General features: G+C 58.1%; 16 protein-coding genes. 9 read left to right on the top strand and 7 right to left on the bottom strand.

Annotated features, from left to right (window positions below):
* Positions 1–525 precede the first annotated feature (525 nt).
* The 5 genes from BRAD3257_RS33870 to BRAD3257_RS33850 all read left to right on the top strand — a co-directional run bounded on the left by BRAD3257_RS33870 (position 526) and on the right by BRAD3257_RS33850 (position 8120).
* Entirely contained in the window at positions 526–2007 is a 1482-nt protein-coding gene (locus BRAD3257_RS33870) for a pentapeptide repeat-containing protein (protein WP_122405431.1), read from the top strand.
* Between the two features lie 205 nt (positions 2008–2212).
* Complete coding sequence (locus BRAD3257_RS33865) at positions 2213–3115, top strand: pantoate--beta-alanine ligase (RefSeq protein WP_122405430.1); 903 nt, start codon at positions 2213–2215, stop codon at positions 3113–3115.
* A 307-nt stretch (positions 3116–3422) separates the two neighbouring features.
* On the top strand, positions 3423–4664 hold the full coding sequence (locus tag BRAD3257_RS33860; RefSeq protein WP_122406899.1) for a cytochrome P450: 1242 nt from the start codon (positions 3423–3425) through the stop codon (positions 4662–4664).
* Positions 4665–4947: 283 nt separating this feature from the next.
* Entirely contained in the window at positions 4948–5301 is a 354-nt protein-coding gene (locus BRAD3257_RS33855) for a hypothetical protein (RefSeq protein WP_122405429.1), read from the top strand.
* Between the two features lie 569 nt (positions 5302–5870).
* Entirely contained in the window at positions 5871–8120 is a 2250-nt protein-coding gene (locus BRAD3257_RS33850) for a hypothetical protein (RefSeq protein WP_122406898.1), read from the top strand.
* A 726-nt stretch (positions 8121–8846) separates the two neighbouring features.
* Here the strand turns inward: BRAD3257_RS33850 and BRAD3257_RS33845 are convergent.
* Together BRAD3257_RS33845 and BRAD3257_RS33835 are read right to left on the bottom strand one after the other, a co-directional pair.
* Positions 8847–9047 (bottom strand): hypothetical protein, encoded by a 201-nt coding sequence (locus tag BRAD3257_RS33845; RefSeq protein ID WP_122405428.1) that lies wholly within the window; start codon positions 9045–9047, stop codon positions 8847–8849.
* A 958-nt stretch (positions 9048–10005) separates the two neighbouring features.
* Positions 10006–11322: an MFS transporter gene (locus tag BRAD3257_RS33835; protein ID WP_162500638.1), complete on the bottom strand. Its 1317-nt coding sequence runs from the start codon at positions 11320–11322 to the stop codon at positions 10006–10008.
* Positions 11323–12883: 1561 nt separating this feature from the next.
* Here BRAD3257_RS33835 and BRAD3257_RS33825 point away from each other — a divergent pair.
* The 3 genes from BRAD3257_RS33825 to BRAD3257_RS33810 all read left to right on the top strand — a co-directional run bounded on the left by BRAD3257_RS33825 (position 12884) and on the right by BRAD3257_RS33810 (position 19002).
* Positions 12884–13543: a hypothetical protein gene (locus BRAD3257_RS33825; RefSeq protein ID WP_244607811.1), complete on the top strand. Its 660-nt coding sequence runs from the start codon at positions 12884–12886 to the stop codon at positions 13541–13543.
* A gap of 1653 nt (positions 13544–15196) precedes the next feature.
* Complete coding sequence (locus tag BRAD3257_RS33815) at positions 15197–17320, top strand: prolyl oligopeptidase family serine peptidase (protein WP_122405425.1); 2124 nt, start codon at positions 15197–15199, stop codon at positions 17318–17320.
* A gap of 335 nt (positions 17321–17655) precedes the next feature.
* Complete coding sequence (locus BRAD3257_RS33810; protein ID WP_122406895.1) at positions 17656–19002, top strand: IS5 family transposase; 1347 nt, start codon at positions 17656–17658, stop codon at positions 19000–19002.
* Positions 19003–19569: 567 nt separating this feature from the next.
* On the opposite strand, the gene BRAD3257_RS33805 is transcribed toward BRAD3257_RS33810, so the two are convergent.
* The 4 genes from BRAD3257_RS33805 to BRAD3257_RS33785 all read right to left on the bottom strand — a co-directional run bounded on the left by BRAD3257_RS33805 (position 19570) and on the right by BRAD3257_RS33785 (position 24064).
* Positions 19570–20061 (bottom strand): hypothetical protein, encoded by a 492-nt coding sequence (locus tag BRAD3257_RS33805; RefSeq protein ID WP_122405424.1) that lies wholly within the window; start codon positions 20059–20061, stop codon positions 19570–19572.
* 683 nt (positions 20062–20744) lie between these two features.
* The gene (locus BRAD3257_RS33800) at positions 20745–21245 is read right to left on the bottom strand and encodes a MarR family transcriptional regulator (RefSeq protein ID WP_244607810.1); all 501 of its coding nucleotides are present in this window, start codon (positions 21243–21245) and stop codon (positions 20745–20747) included.
* A gap of 573 nt (positions 21246–21818) precedes the next feature.
* The gene (locus tag BRAD3257_RS33795) at positions 21819–22238 is read right to left on the bottom strand and encodes an SET domain-containing protein (protein ID WP_122405422.1); all 420 of its coding nucleotides are present in this window, start codon (positions 22236–22238) and stop codon (positions 21819–21821) included.
* 713 nt (positions 22239–22951) lie between these two features.
* Positions 22952–24064 (bottom strand): hypothetical protein, encoded by a 1113-nt coding sequence (locus BRAD3257_RS33785; RefSeq protein WP_122405420.1) that lies wholly within the window; start codon positions 24062–24064, stop codon positions 22952–22954.
* A 632-nt stretch (positions 24065–24696) separates the two neighbouring features.
* Between BRAD3257_RS33785 and BRAD3257_RS41585 the strand changes: the two genes are divergently transcribed.
* Positions 24697–24918 (top strand): hypothetical protein, encoded by a 222-nt coding sequence (locus BRAD3257_RS41585; RefSeq protein WP_244607809.1) that lies wholly within the window; start codon positions 24697–24699, stop codon positions 24916–24918.
* 34 nt (positions 24919–24952) lie between these two features.
* Here the strand turns inward: BRAD3257_RS41585 and BRAD3257_RS41580 are convergent, their stop codons facing one another.
* Entirely contained in the window at positions 24953–25123 is a 171-nt protein-coding gene (locus tag BRAD3257_RS41580) for a Fic family protein (RefSeq protein ID WP_244608052.1), read from the bottom strand.
* Positions 25124–26084: the final 961 nt, after the last annotated feature.

Here is a 26084-nt window from a genome sequence, read left to right as displayed (position 1 = left end):
GAGAGCGTGTTTGTCAGGTTCAAAACATTCGGCGGCAACATCGATTTGGTGACGTCTATTCAGCTCTTAGTGGCGACTGATGCGGCTGGCACGGTCATTGCTATCGGACATGGGCGCCGCGTAGGGCGGACGTCAACCCTGTGAAGGATCACTTTTCCGCCCGGACGCCGTGGGTTCATTCTGAAAAACGAGCAAGGCTAAAGCGATTTGGATTTGCCTATAAGGGCCGACGAGACAAACCGCAACTACTGGACATATCGGCCGCGTCGAACGACCCTTGCGTTGTCAGCGTTGGCGGGATGGGTGAACAATCTCAGCGAGCGGCAGTGGAGGACGTATGAGTAAAACTCGCCTGAAGTGCTCAAGCGTGCCGGCTGCGGAGGGCACCGACACAATAGGAGCTTCATCGAGGCATCGTGTCGCCATTTCGCCGACGAGTTGGCCACAGGTCGCATAGCGTACCGCCAAGGCGGAGCAAGAGAGGTCGAGAGCAGGCCCCCCTAATCCGGGTAATACGGAATCGTCATGTCGCAAACGATCGGCCCTGATAGCGAGTGCACCGCGAATGGAGGGGCAGAGCACTGGTCAGATCCGAAACACAATCTTTCATCAGATGGCGACTTTGTTCGGTACTGGAGCCGAGCTGCCGATCGGCTGCGCGCGGTGGCCGCCGTCGGGAGGCGGACCGAAGAGGCGATCAGAAGGACCGGAATTGGCCTGCAGCTATCCTCCGAGAACTTTAACCGTCATGACTTGTCAGATTTCCCGCTGCGACGCTGTACGCTCAATCGTGCGCAGCTCTACGGAGCAAAGTTGGACCGGGCAGATCTTTCTGGGGCGAATCTTATCTGTCCGGGGCTAGAGAGGGCAAGTTTCCGCGGGGCAAAGCTCGATTTTGCGTATATGCATGCGATTGCAGCGCAGGTCTGCAACTTCGATGATGCCAGTCTACGCAATGTAATTGATGCAACAGGCAGCCTGTTTCACGGTTGCAGCATGAAAAGGACACGATTTGACAACGCCATGCTCAGCGGACTTCTCGCCTACCAATGCGACGCGAGTGATGCTGTATTCGATGGCGCGGAGCTACAGGGTTCGACCATCAATGAATGTTTTCTTCCTTCCGCTTCCTTCCGCTTTGCCAAGCTGAGCCAGCTCACGATCACGAAAGCTCACCTGGCGTCTTGCTCGTTCTTCCAGTCAAAGGGGAACTGCTTATCGATTGTGCGTCCCACCTCGGTCGATGGTCTCGTCCTGGAAGGCGCTCATCTTCCCTATCTGAGACTCTCAAAGGTAAGCGGCCGCATTAGAGCGAGAGGCATGAGCGCCCCATTTGCTGACATTCACTTGTCAAATCTTCCAAATGCGGAGCTTGAGCACGCAGACTTGAGCCAGGCGCGGCTTTTGTCCGTAGGCTTGTCTAGCGCAAATCTTGTCGGTGCCGTGCTCAACGGTGCATCCATTCATTCCTGCCAGCTCGACGGCGCGGACCTGTCTCTGGCTTCAGGCGAATGCATTTCGATAACAGAGAGCACAATGCGAGCCGCCAAATTATCGGGCTTTCGGGGTCGCTGTGCCTTTGTGCGCGACTGCGATCTCGAACGCGCAGACCTATCCAATGCTTATCTCTACAGGTCGATGATCACCGGTGATCCCCCAGGATCAATGGCACTGGATGAGGCAAATCTCGAAGGATCGAATCTCGTTCAGGCATATCTCGCGGCAGGAATGACGAGAACCAATCTGGAGGCAACGCGGGCCGCGTATGTTCGCATGAACCAATCGTCCTTGCGCGAGGCGAACCTGAGTGGGATGTCGCCATTCCAAGCCAGCTTCGTAAAGGTAGACTTTTCGGGCGCTAAGATAACCACGTTCGAGCCACCATTCTTTGCAGACCGATGTCCGGGCCTACAGGCCGCTCTGAAGGGGAATGAGCCACGCGAGCCATCAAGCTATCTAACTGAATTCTCATCGTTGATCAGACGGGGTCGAGAAGGGTCCACCTGACGGCTTTGAACACTGCAAAATAGAAGGGAATGTAGTGTCAGTGAGCTTAGGACAGGTCTGGGCGGCCGTCCGAGCTGTGAGCGGGCGCTAAAACGCTATGTGGCTCGTGGCCATTGCCCGCCGATACGATAGGCAGGGCAGACTGTCTGCGCGATCCGACCGATCAGATCGCTCTTTTGGCGTTCAAAGAGACTGGAGTAGGAAAATGCATTGTGCATGTCTTTCCGCTGGTAAAGCGTTCCTCCGGGAGGTGGCGAGAACAGGGCAGACTATCGGGACAGTACATACTCTCGGCGCCCTGCATCTTGGGCATGCAGAACTGATCAGAAGGGCGGCATCGGAGAATGACGTCGCGATCGTCACAGTCTACCCGAACAAGATCCAGCTTAGGCCAGGCGGGAGCTACGATTTCAATTTGGACGAGGATATTGGACTTGCATTGCGTTCGGGAGCAACTGCCGTGATCTCCTCCAACGACACCGAAATGTTCCCGCCTGGGTATCGAACCCTTCTATCGCAAGGCGACTGTCATTTGCGTCTAGGGGGGCCTGAGGCCTATTTGAAGGAAGCCGTTACCGGGGCAGTCCGCTGGATCTGCTATGCGAGGCCAACTCGCAGCTACTTCGGCCTGAAAGATATCGGTCAGGCGATCCTGGTGAAGCGCGCCGTCGCAGACCTCCTTCTGGATTGCGAGATAAGGTTTGTGCCGACCGTGAGATACAAGAACGGAGTGCCCATTTCGTCGCGTTTAAGGCGATTTAGCCGTTCCGAGCTTGATGAGCTGTCGTGCCTTTTTAGGGCACTCGACCATTCGAGGAAAGAGATCGCCCAAGGGGTATCTAGGGTCGAGGATCTGGTCGCGTCGGCCACATCTCAGATCAAGTTCCGAAACTTTCAGCTCGATTTTGTTCGGATCGTCGGTGCTGACAATTTCGAAGACCTGGAGCAAGTCAAGCTCCCTTTCATAATTTTCGGAGCGGCAACGGCTCATGGTCTCAGGATCTTCGACAGTATCTACGTTCCAGATCAGGATACTCTCGTGAAGGGTCCTTCGGATATCTGGATCAATCTGCCTGAACGTCCTAGCCAGACGAGTTTTCATCCATGACCTTGAGAAAGCGATCCGCTCCGACGGTACCAGAGGGCCGCGGGCGACCTTATGAAGGTGCATTCGGCTTGATGTTGCCTCCAGCGCATAACCACATCTAATCGGCGCTGATAGCTCTCATTGATCGCTGAGTAGATCGACTCGGAAAGTCAATGCGATCCTGACTGCCCGACATGGTAGGGCGAGGCGAGCTGCACTGTGAGGTAGCCTGGTCGAGCGGCCCGTCGCAGCCAAGCGCAGCGGCAGCTCGAAACGATGAATGGCGCCACACCGTAAATTCTCGAGAGCAGAATCTGCAGGGATGATCATGACAAGGCGATCGGAAGGTTATGGGGCTGAGGATTCGTGTGTTATCCCGCTGAGCAAGCTGGATGTAAGCGAGGGCAAGCGCTTTCAAGACGACAGCATGTGGGCTTGCTTTGAGCGGCTGCGAAAGCAAGATCCCGTTCACTACTGTCGAGACAGCGCTTATGGTCCATATTGGTCCGTAACGAAATACCGCGATATCGTGGCCGTCGACACAAACCACAAAGCGTTCTCGTCAGAAGAAGGTGTCACTATTGTCGACGTGCCAGGCGAGCACTGGACCCCGAGTTTCATCAAGATGGGGCCTCCCAAGCACGCCGAGCAGCGCAATACCGTGAGCCCGATCGTCGGACCGGAAAGCTTGACGAAGCTCGAAAGCTTGATCCGGTCTCGGGTCAGGGCGATTCTCGCGGGCTTGCCGCGCAATGAGACCTTCAACTGGGTGGACATGGTGTCCATAGAGTTGACGACGCAAATGCTCGCCACGCTGTTTGACTTTCCATTTGAGGATCGGCGACTGCTGACCTATTGGTCAGACGTCGCTGTTACAGCTCCGAAAGCGGGCCATGCGATCGACAGCTGGGACAAGCGAAGCGCAATCTTATCCGAGTGCCTGGACTATTTCACCGGGCTTTGGAACGAGCGCATCAAAGCCGAGCCGCGCCTCGACTTGATTTCCCTGATGGCGCATTCTCCTTTCACACGCCAGATGGAGCCGAACGAGTTTCTCGGAAATCTGATTTTGCTGATCGTTGGGGGCAATGACACCACGCGCAACTCAATTACCGGCGGCCTCCTGTTCATGAATCAGTACCCCTCCGAATTGCGAAAGGTAATTGACAATCCCAAGCTGATGTCGAGCGCCGTGTCGGAGATTATTCGCTACCAGACGCCAATTGCACATATGCGCCGTACAGCCACGATCGACAGCATCGTAGGTGGAAAACAGATCAGGAAAGGCGACAAGGTCGTCATGTGGTATATCTCCGGTAACAGGGACGAGGAGATCATTGAGAACGCCAACAATTTCGTGATCGATCGGAAAAATGTGAGCCAGCATCTCTCTTTTGGGTTCGGCATCCATCGCTGTCTTGGTCGACATCTTGCGCAACTGCAGTTGAGAGTCCTGTGGGAAGAGATTTTGTCTGCGGAATTGTGGTTCGAGGTTGTCGGCGAACCCGAGCGGATTGCGTCTAACTTCGTGCACGGCTATTCCGCTCTTCCCGTGCGGATTGCATCCTAGCCCCTGATTTGCTGTGCTCACGCAGAGGGCAGGCGGCGGAGCGGGCTTGTCCTGAACCATCTTTGGTTTGTGCAAGCAAGGCAGATTGGGTGATCGACGCGAAACAACGCTGCATGTCGAAAGCCAATTACCGGCCCGGCAGACGCTTGGAAGGACCTGCGAGAAGCGATAGGTGAGGCCCGCCTCTCGACTCGCAAGCGTTTAGCATACCGAAAATTGAACTCAACTGCTACTCCGATGCAGGTCTCTCGGGCCACCTCGAGCAGCCGAACCACAGAGGCCGATGACCTTGATGTTGAAAATTGCGGCTATGGCGGCCATTTTCCTTGGAGAAGCGCTTTCGATTTGCGCCGAGTTGATTGCCTCAAGGCAATTCGGAAAGAGCGGTGGCGATCTGACGATACTTTGGCCGATGTTTCTCCTGGTATGCTTGGGTGGCATCCTCCTCGTTTTCGGATATGCGCTGGGCTACATGCATCTGCAGAATATCTGGATCATTGTCGCGATATCGGTCGGAGCTATCCTGATCGTGGAGCCAATGCTCACATTTCTGCTCTTCAGAGATGTGCCGACGGCCGGTTCGCTGATTGGGCTGGTTCTCGGCGGGTTTGGTGTGCTCGCTGCGATATTTCTATGAAGGTGATCTCACCGGGCCCGGATAGGCGCCGCACTTTTGCGAAATGCAGCCTGAGTATCTGCGGAAGGTCGAATCAGCCGGCTCGGACGAGGAGAAATGTCGATGCTGATCGTCCTTCTCGTCATCGTGTACGGCCGCTAGATTGTTAAGCTCTTATGTCAAACTCCCCTTACCGTTAGCAGGACGAGTGTGGCGAGCGTGGGCTGCCAATCCATAAGCTGCTTGACCATAATTCGCCGATTGGTCCCCGACTGTTCTCCCGGCTACCTACCAAATTGTGGGGGCGACTTGACTCAGTCGGCGTGGACGAAGCCACCGGCAGAGGGGCAAGACTCGTACCGGACCGCGTCCGAGGCGAGGGCACCTCAGCCGCGGTTACCTCGCGGCTGCTTACACCGACGGTGTTACCCGCATCGCTCTCTCAGCAACATTAGAGCTCCGAGGAAACGGAACTTCAGGTGATGTCGGCTTTCTTGTGCATCCGCAAGAACGCTTTTGGTCAGCTAGTCGTCAGTCAGGCGGTCTATCCAGACGGGCTGCACATTCGCGATTTTTATCGGAGACGAAGCATGACAGGCATTGGCCGCGCCGGCGCATCGGAAGCTGGGGCCGCAGGAGCCGGCAACGCCACAGACGTGAGCGGTTCGAGCGGAGGGCCCAGCCTCTTCCCGGGAGGACGCAGTCAATCTTTCGATGCCGTCTTGGAGCGGATGCGCTCTGGGCCTCAAGACAGGACCGCGGCGCTGGGCAACCCAACTTCGGATGTGGCAGCGCCAACCCGGGATGAGATCAAGGCAGCAAGGCGAAAATTGGGCGGCCTGCTCGAGGAGCTTGAAGCTAGCCGTCGAGCGGCCACGCACGCCCAGACCTTCCAACAAGCGCAAGAGCTGATCGATCAAGTCGTCAAAGCAGGCTCAACAGTTCTGGAGTATTACGCGGATTTGCCTGCCAATTTGGCGCGTCGCATTCTGCCCGACGATCGGGCTCGCCGGCTCCGCGATGACACGCTGAACGCGGCCGAAGAATGTAACGCAGTGGCGACCCGGATTATTTACGAGCTGGAGGACAAAAGAAAGGAAGCATTAGGCTGGCTCCCGAAGATCAGAGCCAGCGGTACGCCCGCCCAGGTGATCGGCGCGTTTAAAAGCGTGGCGAAGCACTATGCAGCCTGCATGGAATGGTGGGGAAAAAAGGTGTTGCGCTCGGAGCGGACGCAGTCTGTCTGTGCGGCTACTGCCAACTTGCCAAGCAGCACGCCCGAGATGCGCAAGGCCGAAGAGGCCGCACTAAGACTGCATACCGGATGGGCTCTGAATACAAAGTGCATGTATCTGCAAGCGCGGATCGCTCTCGCGGAGCTCTTGATTGACTCCCGAGCGAGCACGATCGACCCAGACGTGCGCGAGGCCCTCTTGGACGAGAGCGGGCGGGTGCGTCTGCTCGGGACCTTCATCGAGGACGTTTTTCCGGCATTCGTCTCGACGAGCCAGGCCGTTCTATACAGCGATGGAGCAGCGCTCGACGCGGAGCATCGCGTCGTTCTGGAAGGAGTCATGGAGCGGCTTTCGGAATTTGCATCCGGGCTGAGCGGCATCGTTGCCAGCCTGAGGCAGGTCGGAACGGGCGCTGAAGTTCCCCTGCAGTTGCTGGACGAGATCGTGGAAGGGGCGTGGGTGACCGCGAACGAGGTCATGCGGCTGCTGGCATTGCAGCCAACTACGCCAGCCACGATTGAAGCGCCGGCTTGGGCTGCGCTGCCGGAAAATACTGCCGGGGTGAGCCAAGGCAATTCAAGTCGCAGAAAAGGAAAAGGAAAAGCAAGAGATAGGCGCGCAGCGGCTGCAGGCGAGGGGAGTTCAACGGCCAGCTCATCCGAGCCGCAACTCGCCAGACCCGATACCGCTACGGCTCCGACGCGCAAGGTTATCGTGCGCTCAGATCTCGGTACCAAGAAGCTGGCGACCACGGAGGAAGCACGCGCCTCATCCGCTGCAACCGAGCATCTGCAGGTGTGGCAGGCGCCGCCGTCCAAAGCAGCCCTGGCGGGATTACTTGAGCGATTGGATAAGCTGCTGCAGTTCGACCTGCGGGCGCAGCAGAGAGCGGTCTCGCAGGCGCGCCAGATGAAGCCTGAGGACGCCGAACACGTCTTGGATCGGGTTATTACGCGCTTGCGGACGCAGGCCGACGAAATTGATGGCTGTGTAACCGCGCTGCAGGAGCCGCGCCGACGTGGCCTGCTCACACCTTCGCAAGTTCCCGAGGTGCACGACAAAATAGTCCGGCTCAACGGGATGTTGTCCGAGCTGCAGGGACAGGCAAGATCATGGAAAGAGCAGAAGGCAGCGATCACGAGCGATTGCATGAAGACCTACCCGTTTCCATCGCAAAACTACCTCGAACAGTTACGCGCGGCGGGGGAACTGGAGTTAGTGGATCCGCCGCGCGCCTTAAAGGGAGAGCCAGGGAAGCTATTCGAGATCAAGCTGCAGCCGAAGGCGCTGCGCAGCGGCGCGATGCCACGGCCGATGTGGGTGCACATCCATACCGAGCAGCCGGTTCGTGCCCGGCAATTGGCAACGCTGAGCGATCGCGAATTCGCTGCATGCCACGTGAAGTCCGACGAACAGCGCGGATACAATCAGCATTGGCAGAACGCTCGAGCCGCCGAGGGCCACGAGAACGTCGTGATCCACCGCGGCAAGCTGACGCCTGCGTTCTGTAGGTCCTTGTTGAGCGCCGCCGCTGGCCAGCCGTGGCAGCCCCTTCCCGACCCCGGGCACGTTTCAGCGCACATCGCTCGACTGGGGATCTCGTGAGTGAGTTGTCTTGGGGGCAGCCGTTCGGTGGCAGCCTTCATGCCTTCGGATCGGCTCGGTGGATTGCCTGAGCAGCGCCGAGCCATCTCGGGCCCATCTTACAAAAAGATGGAGCCTGGGAAAGAATGCAGCTCACGCGAGGGGTAGCGAGTGGGCCATCCCGGAGGATTGACGACGAGCAAGCTGCCATTCCGGGGTGTAGCAAACATCGGCGCTCGGGCGAGAAGCTAGGCCGCTGAGCATTGCAGACCGAAAACATGTACCTGATGCCGGCGGCGACCCGCTCGGATGTAACAGTGCTTTCGCCTGTTTGCCCGCGGCAAGCTGGCGCGCAAACCTTCTGCGGAGTTTCAACGGATCGCGAACGGTTCGGTGGCACGGGAGCTGAGCATCACGGCCGCTTTGACGAATCGGATCGGGCGGTGCACAATAACGTGGCCTGTTTGCTACTCTTGCATAAGGCTACGACGGCCCCAGCATCAAGCCTCCTTGGCCCCCAAGATGCTGGGGCTGTCGTTCTTGCACGAGCGTCTCAAGCCAAGTGGCGTCGGAGCTGCTTCACTTCAACGGCGATGTCGCGCCGAGCCGTCCGACAATCCCAACATGTGGGCGTATGGTCAGTCATGTCGCTGCGTGTTCAGTCGCCGTCACGAGCACACGACGGCGGCATTGCCCCAAGAGCAGCCTCCACCAGCCGATCAGCTTGGCGGAGGCTTAAGACCGAGCTCACGATAGCAACCCGTACATAGGTTTGACCGTCTTTTTTAGCTCGATGCCATGAGCCGTAAGCGCCCGGTGCATCGCCGCGCCTTTGATCTCGCGAGCGAGCTCGTCGACAATTTGAGCCCCGACCGTTCGCTCGGCATTGCCCGTCAGGACTGCTTGGGCGAGCCGTTGATTCAGCCGAGCGTGAAACTCGTCTTCCATCGCCTCGAGAGCCGCTCCTCAATTGCTGCATGATCTTCGGGAACACGTTCGCGGGTCAACGGCTCTCCCCTGCGGCGCCGCATGTGCGGGAGCATGCAAGCCGACTGTCGCCTTGCTCGGACGATCCGTCGGATTCAAGCTTAACTCGAGTGCTCCCAGACGTCATCGACTACTCCGAGGCTCCTCCAGCGTTCGATCAAGCAGATTGCAGGTTCCGCGCGCGCTAACATCGAGCCTTACGGTGATGTCCGGACTTATCCATTCCCTAGATAGATCTGATCAAGAAAATCAATTTTACCGCTTGCAGCGTCCTCATATAGACCCGAGGAGGGTTGGGGCCAACCTAGGGAAGCGATTTCTCGCATGAAAAAGTCTGTGTTAGTGACGGCGAGCGCCCTCGCGCTCGCAACGGCGGCGGTGCCTCCTTTTGCTGCAACAATTTCCGCGCAACCGGTGGCCGCCAGGGTGCATGTAGCCGATACTTCGTATCCTCAGTGCGCGGACGACCCGCTGGATGGTATCTGCGACCTGTTTTTTTGTTTGGCCGATCCCTCGTGCGTGCGACACTGAGAACGGAAAATAACTCAAGCAGAGAATGAGGATCGATCCTCGTGCGGCCGCTTGCTCCAACAGCGGCCGCGCCCTCATGCCGTACAGTTACACTGGCAGATGGTGCAGGCGGCGCCACCTTATTCAAAGCGATTGCTCACTTTCAGCTAGTCGGTAGCTAACGCGCAACCGCCGCATCAGCGAAGGTTGGGTAGACGGGAGAAGCCGTTGAGAGCGCCACGCTGTGTTCCGCTGCGAGCCCCTGCTCGATCCAAAACTGATCAATCATCAGTATCTATTGCTCTTTGCTGCACCGTTATTCCTTCGGTCCGATGATTCGAATTTCGGACGTCATGGATGTCCATTCTTCCCGCTATGCCTAGGGTAGCCGTCGTGGCGTCAGGAAGGATCATTTATGGTTTGGTGTAAAATTGAGTGGCGCCGTCTGCGGCATCATGAGCATGGCAAGGAGCCCGGTCGCGCTCGCGAAAAGCATGTACCATGCGGGCACGAGTGCGCTCCCGGTCAGGTGGATCAGCCAAGTGACGATTGGTTGAGCTGTGCCTCCGAAAATCGCTATCGCTAAAGCGTAAATCGTCGCGAGGGCGCCACCACGAAGGTTCCTGGGCAAACCTTCGGCCATGCTTACGTAGAAGGCGCTATACGGAATCGTTCCGATCAGGGTGAGGGCGCCGAGACCTCCTAGAAGTGCGAACGCACTGCGACTCTCTGCAATCCACAAGAATACCGGATAGGTCATCAGCAATGCAGTAACCTGCGGCCATATCATGGTGCGGCGACGGCCTGCGCGGTCGGCGAGCAGGCCGCCCAGCAGTGCTGCAGCAATTCCCACCGCATTGCTGATGAGCGTAGTACCAAAGGCGAGCGGCGCGGAAACGTGGAGAGTGTTGATCGCGTAGGTGGTCATATATCCCGTAACATAAGTAGTGATCGTGCAGCTGGCCAGGATCACAAATCCCAAGCTCATGATGCGGCGATCGGCACGTGGTTGGCCCCAAGGTTGGGTGACCAGAACGTGCGCCTCTGGCCGGTGCAACGTTTCAGGCAGGGCGCTCCGCAACCAAAGTCCAAACGGCAACGTAGCGGCGCCGAGCAACAACGCGATCCGCCATCCGTACGCATTGAGAGCTTCGCTCGTCATGGTGAGCGACAGTATTTCTCCAACCAAGGCTCCAGCCGTCGCAGCTATCTGTTGGCTCGCGGGCTGAAAGGAGACAGCAAGACCGCGGGCGTCAGCAGGGGCCGCTTCCATCAAGTAGGCGGTCGTCGGCCCCACTTCACCTCCGAGGGCAAAGCCCTGCAGCAAGCGTGCGAAGACGACCAGTGACGGAGCGGCAAGTCCTATTGCCTCGTACGATGGCATCATAGCTAACAATAGGACCGCGGCGCTCATCATGGTAAAGCTAGCGGTCATCGCGGGTCGTCGGCCGACCCGATCCGAATACGAGCCCAGTACGATCGCGCCGATCGGTCTGGTCACGAAACCTGCGCCGAAGGTTGCGAGTGACAGCATGAGGCTGGCGAACGGGTCGGTTGCCGGGAAGAACGCTTGGCCGATCTGTATCGCGAAAAAGCTGTAGGTCCCGAAGTCGTAGAATTCGAGAATATTGCCGATGGTTGCGCCCAACACAGCGCGGCTCGTCAAGCGTTCGTCTGCGGGATCGAGGACCGGCTCCAGCCTCTTTCGAGTAGATTGCCTCGACATCCTCGACCTATTCTGAAGCGCGATCCCTGACCCAAACATTTTGGCCAGGTAGGTCCGCACCGTTGCATTCCACTCGCCGAACTCGTTCCTGACGGCCATTGCGCCAGTCAACTTGTAGGCTGAAGCGGTCATGACGAAGCTCGCCGTAACATTTGCAATAAAAATGCCGGTTTCTGCGCCAACCATTTAGCCCTTGATCCGATCATTCGCCTGGTTGGCAAGGACAAATATGCGAACCTGCTGCTGTTGTCGGGCGCGTCAGACATTGCGCGGCGGTCGCGAGTTTGCGACAAATTGGCGGGCGCCGAACACGATTGACCACGACTTGAGCCATTTCAGCGTCACCTGGTTGCGTCCACACCTTAAGGAGAAGTGGGGCCACGGCCTTCAGCGCCAGGCGCTTGCCCCCACTCAGGGCGCCTGCGCCGGTTTCTCACGCGCCTGCAAGATCGCCATTTATAGATGCTCCACCTACGGCCGCCGCCGGGGCGCCAGCGGCCGATTCAGTCTGCTCAGGGGCCGCTCGCATTTGCCGACAATCAAGACCCGGACCATCTTCGTCCGTGCGTTCGGCGCCGCTCGACGTGTATCTCGGCTATCTCCGGCACGAGGACGTCACCGGGACGGGGGACAAGAGCGGCGTATTCGGCCCGGAGGCCGACGATGCGATCTCAAGTCGTTCGGTCAGCGCTGCCAAAGTGTCAGGGTCGTACATCTTGGTCAGCCGCTCGGGGAGCTGGTAACGCAAATCAGTGACGCGACGCGTAGGAGCTAGCGTTAGTGTGCCCGGACGGGCGAGCACGAATGCGGCCTACATTTTCTCGCCAGCGGAGCGTTGGAATGAGAATTCACTCGTGTCCTGAATAAGGAAAATCGTCGCAATTCGTACACGGGATGCCGAAGTCGCCACTAAAATGTCCGCTCCCTGTAAGCGCACCGTGACACGAGCGCCATCTGCATGACGCTGAGCGACAATAACGTCCGGGACAAAGTTGGCCGTTCGTATTGCCTCACCTGAGGATGTAACATTCCGCTGGACCGATCTAGCTCCGGCGTCAGTCCGAGATTGCATTTTGGCGCGCAGGATCGGAGACACTGGGGACGTCGCGGAGTGCCCATTACCGCAGTGGCATCCGCAGTCCCGGGATCCCAGTTCCCTCCGCGGTTGCCTCACTCTCACGTAGGTCGCGCTCTCGTCTGTTCTCGCTGGCGCGGCTACGGTTAGCGGCCAGAGTATAGGCTCGAAGTGTGAGCCAGGACGACTGGTCGAGAGCAGAGATCGAAATGTAGATGTTCGGTGCAAGACTGTGTCTGGCCGCGGTACACATGGCCTGGCCCTTCTAACCAGCTTTTTACGGCCAGGTGAATGCGATGCGATGGACGACGCAGACCTGCGCCGCCGACCGGCAGATCAGGCGGAATGAGATTTGGCTCGGAGATGATCGTATCCGACGTGGCAGATGCGGTCGCGGGTTTGCCTCCCTTTCTTCGATCTTTGTCAGCTTCTCGAAAGCCAACCTCCTTAACATTCGAACTTGGCCTCTCGATGACGAAGCCGCCCATGTCTGAATTCGTGACGACCTTCAGCTCACTCCCTGGGGAGATCTTCAAGAGGCCTTGTTCTCATAACAGAAAGGAGAGCTTTATGGATCCGAACCGGATCGACCATCCCCGTCCACCAGAATCACCAACGGCGCACGTCTGGACACAGGAAGATCATGATCTGTTCAGTCAGTTCATGAATGAAGCGGGACCATCATCATCTGCCGCACGTGAGGAAGCGGTAGATGTCTCATTCGCCGCTCCCCAGAGATTTTCACACGGTTCGCAAATCGCGCCTGACTTCATGGTCGAGAGGCTGTTCCACCAGGGTCTCTTGCCGGACGCGGACCAGCCGACGATGACCTATGAAATCCGAGGTCACCGCTACACGGCCGGTTTGGATGGGTCCAATCGAGTTCTTCTTGTTCATAACCCTGCGGAAGACCAAGTGGTTGGGGTCGGCCGGGAGGGGGTACCGGACTTCGGAGCATTCTTCACGGAGCACCGGCGCTTCGGAACGCCGCTAGCGCAACAATGGGCCACACCTGCCCTGATGGACAAGCTGCGCGAAGAAGGTTTCATGCCGACCGCTGATAACCCCACAACAATCCAGCTTAACGGACGGGCCTACAAAGCCGAATTAGCCGAAGGAGGGTTCGTCAGGCTTACGCGGGTATGAGACGCAAGGCGGGGAGAAACGGATCGCGCCGGACTGGCACCCTGCGGTCATTTCGGTTGTCCTTACCTGGATAGACAATTCACCGCTTAGCAGTGGGTTGCTCGCGACGCCAGTGGGTACGCATGATCGTACCCGCTGGCAACCCACCAGATGCAAGGTCATCCTGGCCATTTCGGTCTTGGTGGCGCCGGACCCGTCATGCGGGCTGCAATATTACCTCCGTATTGCCTCGCCTGAGGATGTTACTTTCGCTGGACCGATGTAGCTCCGGCTGTCGGCCAGTCCGAGGTTGCACCATAGCACGCAGGATCGGAGGACTGGAGGACATCGCGGAATGCCATTATACGCGGCCAGCGCTCGCACCCCTAGCCGTGCGCGGGATGATCGTCTCGGCTGCTTTGCGTCTGAGGGATCTAACAAGTACTGAGCGCTCGATGTCGACTGGGTTCGCGCAAATTGGGCATCGAAATCGGCGGCCGTGGTGGGCACTCGGAAGCGGCGTAGCCTTTGCCGGTGCGACCCTACATAGCCTTGGCGGAGGTATTCTTAAGGAAGTGGCAGCAAAGGTCGCGTATCCGCAGCCGACCGTCGCAAGTGGCACGGTCTCTGCGTAGCACTGGGACTGCGCGAGCGTATTATCGGACTGTCAATTGGGCCCTACCAGATCTGGGCGTTTTGCAAGCAGTACCTCCACCGTAGGGTCACGGTAGATCGCATGCACATAGGCGTGTGCAGCCAGCTTCGAAACCCGGAAAAGAGCGCATGACGAACATCAATCTTAGCTGCCAATCCATTGCGGATGCATGCTCACAGCGCACCATCGCCGATCAAAACACGAGATGAAGAACGCTTGGCCCGAGACGCCGAGGTTTCCAGATGATACAAAGAACGAAGCCGATGGCGCGGATGGCTGTCGCAATAAGGCGCGCGTTCGCCATGTACGATCTCGATCGGTGCTGCGCAATCTGGTGGCTCTATCGTCTCCATTTCGGAGTCACCCGCGACGTGATGTTGGGGCTCTCCGCGGTCACGATTGCTCAGGAGAGATCCCGCTGCGGAACTAGAAATAGTGGCATCGAGCGCATGCCGGCTCGGCCACCGAACCTGCCGCAGGTTACGCGTTTGGCTGGCGGACAAAAGCGTTACCCCAACGCCAATCGCTTCAAGTCTCTCCGGGCCAACGGACCGCAAATCACATCGAGTACCGGGGGCTGCGCGGTGCACTGATGATGCCGGCCAACGCGATCAGCAGGCCGCGAAGATCGGACTTGTGCTCGCACTTCACACCTAAAGTCGAAACTGTCGACGGATGATGCTGCCCATAGCCGAGTTGTGAGTGGCCGAACGGTGGCGCAAGCGATCGTCGAGGATTTACGTACTGCGACGAAGAGCAAGGCGGGCGCTGCGCAACATGCCGCTCTTGCTAAGAACCGGTTGTCAGGTTTGAGACCGACGTTCAAAAGTCGACACTTGCATGGGGTGGAAACGACTGGAGAACCTCCAATTTTCAAGCGGCACGCTGCTTGCACCATGTAAAGCCAACGGACGCGGTTCCCGCATGCCAGCTCTTTGAAGCGGAGTATGCATCTTCCAAATGCTTCCACTCACCTAGCACGAGGCCCAACTCCGCCTGGCTAACTTCAGGACACTCCCATGAAAAATTCGCTTTTTCTCGCAGCGTCGCTATCCATGAGCTGTTTGATGGCCGCGGGGCTGTCGCATGCGCTAGCGCCTGCGAGCGCGGCTGAGGATCCTTTTCTTTGGCTTGAGGAAATCGAAGGTCCGCGCGCATTGGATTGGGCTCACACCGAGAACGCCAAGACACTCAGTTCGCTGCAATCTGATCCACGTTACCAGCGATTCTACGGGGAAGCGCTCCACGTTCTTCAGGCCAAGGACCGAATTCCGTACGTCTCATTGGGACGGCGCGGCCTCGATAATTTCTGGCAGGACGAGAACCAGGTGCGCGGCGTCTTGCGACGCACGACGCTTGAAAGCTATCGCACCCAGAGCCCTCGATGGGAGACCATCCTCGATGTGGATGCTCTCGCCGACGCGGACAAGAAAAACTGGGTCCTTAAAGGGGTGAGCTGCCTTCCGCCCGAAGAGCGCCTATGCTTGCTCAACCTGTCTGACGGCGGAAAGGACGCTGTGTTCGTCCGGGAGTTCGATGCTGTCGCCAAAACCTTCGTCACGAACGGCTTCGCACTTCCCGAGGGAAAACAGCAGGTCACTTGGGTAAACAGCGACACGGTCCTAATTGCACGAGATTGGGGCGAAGGGACCATGACGCAAGCCGGTTACCCTTTCGTCGTGAAGGAGCTCAAGCGCGGTCAGTCGCTCGCGGAAGCGCGCGAGGTATTCCGTGGCGAGCCGACCGATGTCGTGGCCACTCCATTCGTGCTGCGCGACAGTGAAGGCAGGGTCCATGCGACCGGCGCGGTGCGCGGCATCAGTTCGTTCGAACATGAGTATGTTCTCTTTGGGGCCAAGCCGACTAAGCTCAATCTGCCAAAGAAGGCGACCATCGGGGGCATCGCTAGTGGTCGCCTGCTGGTGAGGCTCAACGAAGACTGGATGCCGCCGTCCGGAGACACCACCTTCTCAGCTGGCTCGATCATCTCGTATGACCTGGCCGAATGGAAGCAGGATCCGCTGCGCGCCAGACCCTCGCTCGTTTTCAAGCCTGGGCCTCGACAAGCGCTCAGCGGATTCACCGCCACAAGAAACCTGTTAATCCTAACGATTCTCGACAATGTTCAGGGTAAGGCGTTCGTCTACAAGTACCATCAGGGCGCCTGGCGGGCCACGCCGATCCCGCTTCCAGAGAATGCGAGTGTCGGTCTGGCTGCAGCATCGCATGAAACGGACGAGGCGATGTTCACCGTCTCCAGCTTTCTTAGCCCGACGATGCTCTGGTACTTCGACGCGGCAACCGAACGCCTTGAGGCACTGAAAGCGACACCTCCGAGGTTCGACGCCTCCAGACTTGTCGTCGAACAGTTCGAGGCAATCTCGCGCGATGGCACCCGCATTCCTTACTTTCTGCTACGAGCCAAGAGCGCAAGATTTGATGGATCAACTCCAACGCTTCTCTATGGCTATGGTGGGTTTCAGATCCCGCTCGTCCCCTCTTACGTGGGCCTCACCGGACGACTCTGGCTCGAGCAGGGCAACGCGTATGTTGTCGCGAACCTGCGCGGCGGGGGTGAGTTCGGGCCCCAATGGCACCAGACTGCCCAAGGAGCAACGAAGCAGCGCACATGGGATGATTTTATCGCCGTCGCGGAGGACTTGATCCGGCGCAAAATCACTTCGCCCCGCCGGCTGGGCGTAGTCGGCGGTAGCCAAGGAGGCCTGCTGGTAGGGACCGCAATCACCCAACGACCCGAGCTCTTCAATGCAGCCATCTTACAGGTTCCGCTGTTCGACATGGTTCGGTTCACCAAGCTGGGCGCCGGAGCCTCTTGGATCGGCGAGTATGGCGACCCCACCATTCCCGAGCAGCGCAAGTGGCTCGAGGCCTACTCGCCCTATCAGAGGTTGGTGCCAGGCAAGGCCTACCCGGCCCCCTTCATTCTCACGTCAACCAAGGACGACCGCGTGCATCCAGCACATGGCCGAAAGGCAGCAGCGAGGCTCGCTACGTTGGGCCAACCGTACCTCTACTATGAGAATACCGACGGGGGGCATAGCGCCGCCGCCAACCTCATTGAACAGGCACGCCGGATCGCTTTAGAATATACCTATGCATCCCGGCGGCTTGTCGATGGGTGATGTCGAGGGCTACGACCTACTTCAATGATGATGAAGCTTGGCGGACGACGTTATCGGCATCGTCGTCAGCAAGCCCGTCTTTGCTCATTCTTCGCAGACTATGCTATCGTCCCTGGGGATGAATCCGGGCCAGAAATGGAAGTACGTGGCCCTCACCTTTTCAGTTGGTCGTCCGTGAAGAGCGGCTAAGCGACTGAGCTGGAATCGCATTTGTGGTTGCGGGGTGTTTTAGGATTGCAGGGTTTTGATGCTTCGGGCATCGGAACCTTGCAATTTCATTTTCAGGATTCCGTCGAATCGCCAGACATGATTCGGTGGCCGCATCGGAGGTGGCGATGCGACCGAAGAAGCACAGGACGACGGGATCGGGCGATCTGTTCCGGGCCAGGCTGGACCAGATCATCAACATGAAGCACGAGCTGGTTCAGCTCGCTGGCAAGGTCGATTGGGACTGGATCGACGGCGAGATCGCGCCGCTCTGCAGCGAGAACGGCCGGCCCGGCATCGCGACCCGCTTCGTGATCGGGCTGCTGCTGCTCAAGCACATTTACGGCCTGTCCGATGAGGGGGTCTGCGAGCGCTGGGTCCACGACCCATATTTCCAGTACTTCACCGGCGAAGAGTTCTTCCAGCACGCCTTCCCGCACGAGCGCTCGGACCTGAGCCACTGGCGCAAGCGGCTCGGCGACAAGCTGGAACTGCTGCTGGCCGAGAGCCTGCGGGTGGCGCACGAGGCCGGCGCGTTACGCGGCCAAGACCTCAAGCGGGTCACAGTCGATACCACGGTGCAGCCAAAGGCCATCGCCTTCCCGACCGATGCCAAGCTGCTGCACGCGGCGATCAAGGGGCTCAACCGTCTGGCGAGGAAGCACGGGATCAGGCTGCGGCAGTCCTATCTTCGCATTGCCAAGACCGCGGCCATGATGGCTTCCCGCTACGCCCATGCCAAGCAATTCAAACGGCATCAGCGGCAGTTGCGCATCCTGCGCAGCCGGTTGGGCCGGATCATCCGCGATATCCGCCGCAAGATCGAAGCTCAGGCCGTGCTCGAGAACGCCTTCGCCCTGCCGCTCAGCCGGGCCGCGCAGATCCGCTCGCAGCAGCAGCGCCAGCGCGGCTGGAAGCTGTATTCCTTCCATGCTCCGGAGGTCGAGTGCATCGGCAAGGGCAAAGCAGCCGCGCCTTACGAGTTCGGTGTCAAAGCCTCCATCGTCACCAACAACCGCCGTGCTCCCGGCGGCCTGTTCGTGCTGCACGCCAGGGCGCTACCCGATAACCCGTACGACGGTCACACCCTGCGGGACGTCATCGACCGCACCGAGACACTCACCGGCTGTCCGATCGAGCGGGCCTATGTCGACAAGGGATACCGCGGCCATGACGCGCAGAACCCGCGCCGTGTCTTCATCTCCGGCCAGAAGCGCGGCGTCTTCGGTATCATCAAGCGCGAGCTGCGCCGCCGCTCCGCCATCGAACCCGTCATCGGACACCTGAAGGCCGATGGTCACCTCGGCCGCTGCTACCTCAAAGGCCGCGCCGGCGATGCCGCCAACGTCATCCTCTCTGCCGTCGGTCACAACTTCCGCCGCATCCTCGCCTGGCTGAGGGTTCTTTGGTGCCTCTTCCTGGCCACCCTCATCGCAGCCATCAGCGACCGCTCACCGCTGCAATCGGCTTCTTAACGGACGACCAGTTGGTGTACCGACTTTCGCCAGAGTACCTGCGAAGCTTGCCGAGATAGCCACCTCGATCGGTCGGAGGCGAGATGTAAAACAGTGCGGGCGCGGCTCGGTGCTAACAGACCCGGGGGCTGAAACCAGGCCAGCTAGTCCCTACCACATCCGCACTGCCGTTGAGGCTAGCGGAAAGATGACTCGGCGCTCATCGATCTGGAGCAATAGCGCTGTCCCTGCCACATCCCGTTAACCCCAAAGCGCTCTGTATCTGTGATAGCTTACTGCAAGCTGACTGGACTTTGCGCATTCGGTCAATGGTACGTGTGGGCTATCAATACCCACTCAATCAGCCACGGAAATTCCTGCAGCCACTCGGACATGCTCTCAGTCTGTCAGCCGTCAGGATCACCCGGACGGTTCTCCAAATGTTGAACGCCGCTACAACTGCGCTATTACGGTCGGTCCTCAGCGGCTTTTCTACTCTCTTTGGAAGTTGCCCTTCTAATCGTCGCGCTGGCTGGTCTCACGAAGTTTCATTCTGAACTGTCACTTTTCCAATGTTCCCGGGTATTGTCAGTCTTGCGTCGGCCCGAAGTCGCTCGCCAGGATTTGCTCGTGGGTCCATTGCTTCAGCGCATCGTTGTTGAGTACCGAGTTGACCAAGGCATTCCAATTCTCACCAGCCTCTCGCCATTTCGTTTTTCGGTCGGGAATGTTCCGCAGCAATCGAAATGCCGTCGTTGCGATCTTGCTTGCCTCTTTCCCTTCAGCAGCCTCGCGGATTACGTCTTTGAACAATTGTTCGGGAAAGGTCCAGCCGGCGCCTGTGAAGCGGTCGGCAAACATGTATTCGAACGAGGCGCGAAACACGACCGCCGCTAACGCGTCCTCATGTTCGGAGCCCGCGCTGCGCAGTTCGAACCATTGCAGCAGTCTACGAACGGCTGCAGCAGGCGAAAACTGGCAGTCCCCGAGCGTCAGAGATACGAACATATACGCGATGTCTGTTTGAAGTTCGTCGTCCAGGGACACGTACCAACGTTTGATTGCTTCAATAGGGGTCATGTGAAATTGCTATGAAAACGTAAGAACAGGATCCACCCGATCCGGCGCGCTTGCTAACGTAGTGCCATGAGTCTCAGCACGCCCGACTGTCCGCAGAGGCCCAGTTGTCTAGGAAACGCTGCTTCTCTGCTGTAATACATCGACGATGGTGCTGCCCCAATTCGATCGCACGTCGTGGTCGCGCGGCAAAACAATGCGTTCTTAACAGAAGAGAAGTATCAAGCAACGGGTGCGGTGCTGCCACCTCCAAAATGAAGGCATCTTGGTCAGTTGTCCTCACATTCGACGGCGAAATCATCCTTACGATCAGTCCAAGCTGCGCAACCGAGAACGATGCGACGAGCTGTCGAGAACAGCCGACAACGCTCTCTGGCGCGCTCGTAGAATACCGCGCCTCCAAGCAAAGCATTGGCCAAATGCAGCAGAGTTATCGCTTATCATCGGCGCAGGCAGAAAGATGCGGAAACGATTGCTAGAGTCGAGGCAAATCGCTGCGTTGAGGCCTCTGAGGGCGCATGACTCCTCCCGCATGCGCGCGCCATAGCTCGGAGGAATTTGATCATTCGGCTCCGGCTCGAGCTGTTGCAGAGCAGCAGAGTAGATCCAAGCTCCCGCTCCAGGATTTGGGTGGCACGCTGTGAGGGTTGCGGCGAGTACGTTCGTGGTCTCAAGTTGTTGACCTGTTAGGCGTTCCGCAGCTGCTGCTCTCTTGAAGGTTCTTGCATCTTCAACGCGGCGTGCAGGCGCGCCTTTTCCAGTCGTTGCCTGACCCCGCTAAGGCAACTAGCCAGCTTTGCAAAGTCCGCAACATCGAGATAACCAGAAACAAACTCATCGAGTTCTTCCTGCTGAGCCGCGATGCTGGCAAGTGCTCTGCGAGCGCTGTCTGTTAGCGACAGGTGGACGATTCGTGCATCGTTCGCGCAGCGTTCGCGTCGCACAAATCTCCTATCCTCGAGCTGTTTCGAGTGCTTTGTAATGAAGGCCGACTCAACCTTCATCAACTTTGCAACCGCGTTGACCGGAACACCGTCGCCCTGTTCCAAGTCGATCAACGCCATCAAGATCATCATTTGTGGTGCAGCAATGCCCAGGGCATGCGCTTGGAAATAGCGAAGGTCGTCCAAACACACATTAATGGCTCTGATCTCCCACGTGAACCGCCTGAGCACATCCTGACTCACGGCAAGGCTCTTCCCGAGCCGTCTTTTCGATCCTGGCAGCTTGGACGGCATCAGATTTCAGGGAGTTCCATTCTCAAACTATTCCAGGCGAGCAGAGCTCAGTTGGCGGGGACTACATATGCGCTTACCTCGAAGCGTCGAATCTCTGGTCAATGAATAATCCCCGCCAAACTGCCTTCCGTGCCAACCTTCTTTACCGGTCACCCGATGGCGAAGCTGCTTAGGTGCAAAGCAGCTTCACACACTCGTCCCGGTGAAACTACTCAAAAACTAAGTTTTGCATGCAGAATTCCGGCGTCACGAACTGCTTGTGACGCAGTTACAGCGTGTAAGGCCCTGAAAGTCGCGAGTCCGCTCCGTCATCGGAAGTACGTTCCGGACCGTGCCACTGCGCGCTGCGTCCAAGCGAAAGTCTGCCGAACAAAGCTGCGTTTGCCCCACCTCAAGCGCGACCAGGCAGCCTGAAGAAGCAGGCCGCTGCGATGGCCACATTAGTTGCCCCAACTCTCCAGGGTGTTATTTCGCCGAGGAAATCGAAGTCCGCGCCAGACTGCATCTCCAATCTATCGCCGCCTAGGCCGCTGCGGCACCAATGTTCGGCAATAGCTCCCTATTCCACGATAAGTCACACCCGGGATCGAAAGACAAATAATCGCAAGTCAGTTCTTCACCAGGGTGTACGTCACGGGCCGTGAAAATTCTGCAGTGATCGTCTTGATATGTGTTTGGATGACTGCTGTGATTCATGAAGCGAGCGTTGTCAGCATTATACTCTACGACACCGTCATTAACCTTGTGGTCTCTCGGATAGGCATGCTTATCAAGAAGAGCTTGAAATGTTGGAGCTAGAGTTTCGTATTGTTCGCGCGTCACCGCAATGTCAACGATCGGGTTGTGAATCCAAACTAACGAGCCTTTAGGCAAACGAGTCGCGGAGAAAAGTCCAATGCCGCCAAACTGGTCTGGCTTCAAAATAGTTTCAATAATCAACATCGAAGAAATCTCCCAAAATCACTAACACCCATCAAACTAACTGACGGCGGCTGCGAAATCTCCTGCACGAATTGGTAGGTCGTCTATCCGCGCCTTCATCACAATTTGGAGTTCCTCGGCATTCGTTTTGGCTGCGATGCTCCGGATCGCCTTCCGCGGCACCGCCATTGTGGTGATGCTGGAAAGGGGCTGCAAGTCGGTGGGATTCCCGGGGAAAGATCCGTGCCGATCAAGGAGGCGAGATCGTGTCGCGCGACCGCGACCTGTGGACTCTCAGAGCGGCGGCGCGCTGGACTTTGTCGCGACCCTGCAAGCCACCGACAAGGTCTTCAAAAGCAGGGGCTGAATGCGTCAATGCCCATTCGTTGCTGTGCCTTGACAGAAAGAAAGTGGAAACATGGGCAGACACTATAGCGATGAGTGGGTCCGTGAGGGGTCGGCAGTCACCTCCGATTGTTCGGCACTATCACCTCGCGGCAACCAGCCCGCGAACGTGATCACGCTCTTCACAAACAAAAAGGCGCCATGGCTGTTCGGCTCAACAAGGAGCCGCTAAGCGATGGCGCCCGCAAGTTCATCGAGGCCGGCAGCGCTTCCGCACCGCCCTGAACCTCATTAAGTTCGCAAGAGTCGCTGAAGCAAGCTATCGTCAGTCCGCCAGCTGAGCTATCTGGACTGGCCCCTCATGTAGCGACTGTCCCTGGTGTCTACATCTATGGATGATGGATGAGCCGAACGTCATTGGGTCCTCCCGGCCCCAAGAGGGCCGTGTAACGCTCGCCGCGAATGTCGTATTGCTTCATCGGCTCCTCTGCGTCCGGCAAGAGGCCCCAGCGGCCGAGCTTTGAGATCATCGAAATTGGGGCGGGTTGGGTCCCGTGCGAAAAGCCCTCAGGAACGGCGAATGATGCGGCGTAAATCTCGCGAGGCGCGGGCGGCGTCGTTTCAGCTCTGGCAGACGCCGCAGCGGCTTGCTCCATCGTCTGTGGAAACAGTGCTGGCGAGGACCGATTCGCCGGCTGTGCGCTCGGCTGCGAAACGCTTTCCGGTCGAGATCCGAAATGAATGGGTGCGCCTGATAGATTGAGTGGAGAGCCGCCCCTCATCGCCGCCGCGGGCACGAACAGCGCAGTGAAGCGGTCATTATGAACTATGAAAGGAGCGGGTGGGCTGTCCTGGCTCGGCGGGACGCTGCTACCCTCATGCGCGCCTGACGTGCGCTGGTCGTCCTGCCGCGAGTTGAAGGAACGAACGGCCGCTCCTGAAGCCACGGCGTGGTCATGACGCTCGGTCGGCTCGAGAGACGACGATGAGCCGGCGTTCTCCAGCATCGCCCACAGCAGCTCCTGAGCGTAGTCTTCCGCAGGAAGGATCAATGGACTGCTGGCCCGAAAGGGTGCGCCGGCGCCTTCAATCAACTCGCGAGCGGCTGAATTGCTAGGTTCGCTTGGCTGGCGCTCAATGGCATCGCCTTCCGTCTGGCTTAGTGTCCTCTGCCTCTTCGCAGGCCTCAACTGGCCGGTGTAGTCCTCGCCCATCAGGGCAGCGGCGTACTCGCCTCCGCTGACTGCGTGTTCGGAATGAGAACCGTCGGCCCAATGGTGCTCAAGTCCCAAGACCTCGGCGAGCCTGAGACCCTCTTCAGACAGGTGAGGATAGTAGGGATTAGCAGAAACCGGATCCTCTGCGACGGCAGAGGTCCCAAGCTGCGGCACTTCATCCAAGTACGGCTCAAACTCCGCTTGCTGCGGTTGCGCTTGCGGCGCCGCGGCGTTGTAAGCAGAGAACTCTGAGTCGAATGGGTTGATGCGGTTAAATGGGTCCATGTCCCCCTCGGTTCGAGTGTGTCGCTCTCTCGTTCTCGCTCTATTAGGATCAGCTGTCGACAAGCTGACGCACTCAGAGATTTCGGTGAGCCAAATGAGCCTGCCCGATTGCCACACTTTGCTCGAGAAACGCGGCAAGATGCCGGATTGCGCTTCAATTGGCACGCCTTGCGGCCTTCGCGGGGGCCTGTGGACGACCTAAACCGTTCAGACCTTTGCCGGCCATGCATGATCAGCCGGTGGCTTCCTTGCGCACGCGGATGACGAGCCGTCTGCCGACGGGTACGGCGATCAGATCGACGTTGAAGCCCTTGCCGTCGTCATGCGGCCAGACCGGGCCGATTTTGGTCCAGAACGCACTCTCGCCTTTGTGATGACGAAGACCTCATGGCTCGGCTTCTTGGCTTTAGGTTCTGCAGGCATTGCATTCTCCAGGTTGGGTTTGCCGCGAGGGCAGGACCGGCCGGGAGACAAAGACGTTCTGGTGCCGGTCGCTACCGGCATGCGGTTGCTCTCAATTAACAGGATACGGCGCGGCAACTATTCCCGAGTGTCACTTCCAAACAGGTTTTCAAATCTATGAGCGAGTAGCTTGTACTCCGGCCGCCAGCAGCGTCCTTCTTGAGGATGCCGTGACCGATGAGTTCGTCGATGTCCCTTGCGGCGGTGGCCTGGGAGACTTCCGTAAGTTTCGCCCATTTCGACGACGTAAGTTTTCCTTCAAATCCATCAAAGAGGCGATTGAACACCAGCCGCTGACCCTCATTAAGTTGCCGTGCTGCGTGAACGGCCCAGAAGTCCGCCTTGCGCAGAATACCACCGAGAATGTCCGCGCCATCGAAGGCGCGATCTAGGCAGTCGAGGAACCACGTTAGCCAGTCGATGATGTCAAGATTCCCCCTTCTGGGTTCTCTCTAGGATGGCGTAATACTCATTCCTCTCACGGCGTATTTGAGCGGACATGCTGTAGAACCTCTGCGCGCTCTGCTCCAATCTGGCGAGACCGAGCGCGCCGATGGCGCGTGCTATACGGCCGTTGCCGTCCTCGAAGGGATGGATCGAAAGAGCCTTTCGCTTCGCGCAACACGTTGAATACTGATTGTTTTTAAAGGTTTCGTGATGGAAGGGGACGTTGATAGGCGCTGTAAGTAGTGTTCACTTGTGATGATCACGTTAGCACTCGAACGCCTCCGCATTCGCCTCACGAACGATCATCAGCGAACTTCAGCTCTCACTTCAACGGCAGACATTCTGGTTCGGCGGGATAGCTCGTACGGACGCTAATTTCTCGAGACGAACTGTGTGACCGAACATCTCAGAAGTTGCTTGGCTGTACATCAGCGTTTCACTCACCCGTTTTGGCCTCGAGTGCGACGACGTTCCTTGGCACTCCCTCCTTTTGTTTGCGAAGATCGAGGAGTTGGGTGGGCGACGAGCCACGGGCGTGCGACAGCGACGGGCCCGCGGCCAAGTCTTTGGATGAGACGATCCAGAGCCGCGGCGGTACCGCCGGCGCGAGTGCTCGGCGCGAATCGACTCAATCCAAACGTACATGGAATTGGTGCTGTTAACCTGTGAGGGTGCGGCGAGAAAATCTCATTATTTTCCAAGCGGAGGCGAGGAAACCTTCTCTTTGCTTGGCTCAGTTCGAGCTCGGGCAAGCGGCTTGAACATGCGATTGCTGAGTCGGTGCTTTGGAAGTGATACGACGTGTAGTTTTCCCAGCAGCCTGTCGTTCACTAGAATTCTCTATGAAGATAATGACCTTGCCCCCATATGTGGAACGGCCCGCGTGGCAAGAGCTTTTTCAGTCGATTTCACACATAGGAACGGTGCGGTCATATGTCCGGCCTTTGCGCGCGGCACATGGCCGCTGGCCTCGATGAGATCCGCGGAAGAGGAGCTAAATCAAGTTTACGCGTTTGAGCGCATTGGGGGCAGTAGCTTCACTCGTTTCGGGATGTCGTCCCATGGGTTCATCGGCTGTTGTTGCACCTTGCCCTCTGCCGGCCTGCGCCGG

This window comes from Bradyrhizobium vignae, from assembly GCF_900324035.1.
Lineage (GTDB): Bacteria > Pseudomonadota > Alphaproteobacteria > Rhizobiales > Xanthobacteraceae > Bradyrhizobium > Bradyrhizobium vignae.
This window is presented reverse-complemented; position numbering and strand designations above follow the sequence as displayed.

Bases quoted from the DNA above. Each gene is read 5' to 3' on its own strand.
- BRAD3257_RS33785 (WP_122405420.1), bottom strand. From the start codon at position 24,064: ATGGACCCATTTAACCGCATCAACCCATTCGACTCAGAGTTCTCTGCT.
- BRAD3257_RS33825 (WP_244607811.1), top strand. From the start codon at position 12,884: ATGTCTGAATTCGTGACGACCTTCAGCTCACTCCCTGGGGAGATCTTC.
- BRAD3257_RS33815 (WP_122405425.1), top strand. From the start codon at position 15,197: ATGAAAAATTCGCTTTTTCTCGCAGCGTCGCTATCCATGAGCTGTTTG.
- BRAD3257_RS33810 (WP_122406895.1), top strand. From the start codon at position 17,656: ATGCGACCGAAGAAGCACAGGACGACGGGATCGGGCGATCTGTTCCGG.
- BRAD3257_RS33850 (WP_122406898.1), top strand. From the start codon at position 5,871: ATGACAGGCATTGGCCGCGCCGGCGCATCGGAAGCTGGGGCCGCAGGA.
- BRAD3257_RS33860 (WP_122406899.1), top strand. From the start codon at position 3,423: ATGACAAGGCGATCGGAAGGTTATGGGGCTGAGGATTCGTGTGTTATC.
- BRAD3257_RS33865 (WP_122405430.1), top strand. From the start codon at position 2,213: ATGCATTGTGCATGTCTTTCCGCTGGTAAAGCGTTCCTCCGGGAGGTG.
- BRAD3257_RS33805 (WP_122405424.1), bottom strand. From the start codon at position 20,061: ATGACCCCTATTGAAGCAATCAAACGTTGGTACGTGTCCCTGGACGAC.
- BRAD3257_RS33835 (WP_162500638.1), bottom strand. From the start codon at position 11,322: ATGTCGAGGCAATCTACTCGAAAGAGGCTGGAGCCGGTCCTCGATCCC.
- BRAD3257_RS33855 (WP_122405429.1), top strand. From the start codon at position 4,948: ATGACCTTGATGTTGAAAATTGCGGCTATGGCGGCCATTTTCCTTGGA.
- BRAD3257_RS33845 (WP_122405428.1), bottom strand. From the start codon at position 9,047: ATGGAAGACGAGTTTCACGCTCGGCTGAATCAACGGCTCGCCCAAGCA.
- BRAD3257_RS33870 (WP_122405431.1), top strand. From the start codon at position 526: ATGTCGCAAACGATCGGCCCTGATAGCGAGTGCACCGCGAATGGAGGG.
- BRAD3257_RS33795 (WP_122405422.1), bottom strand. From the start codon at position 22,238: ATGTTGATTATTGAAACTATTTTGAAGCCAGACCAGTTTGGCGGCATT.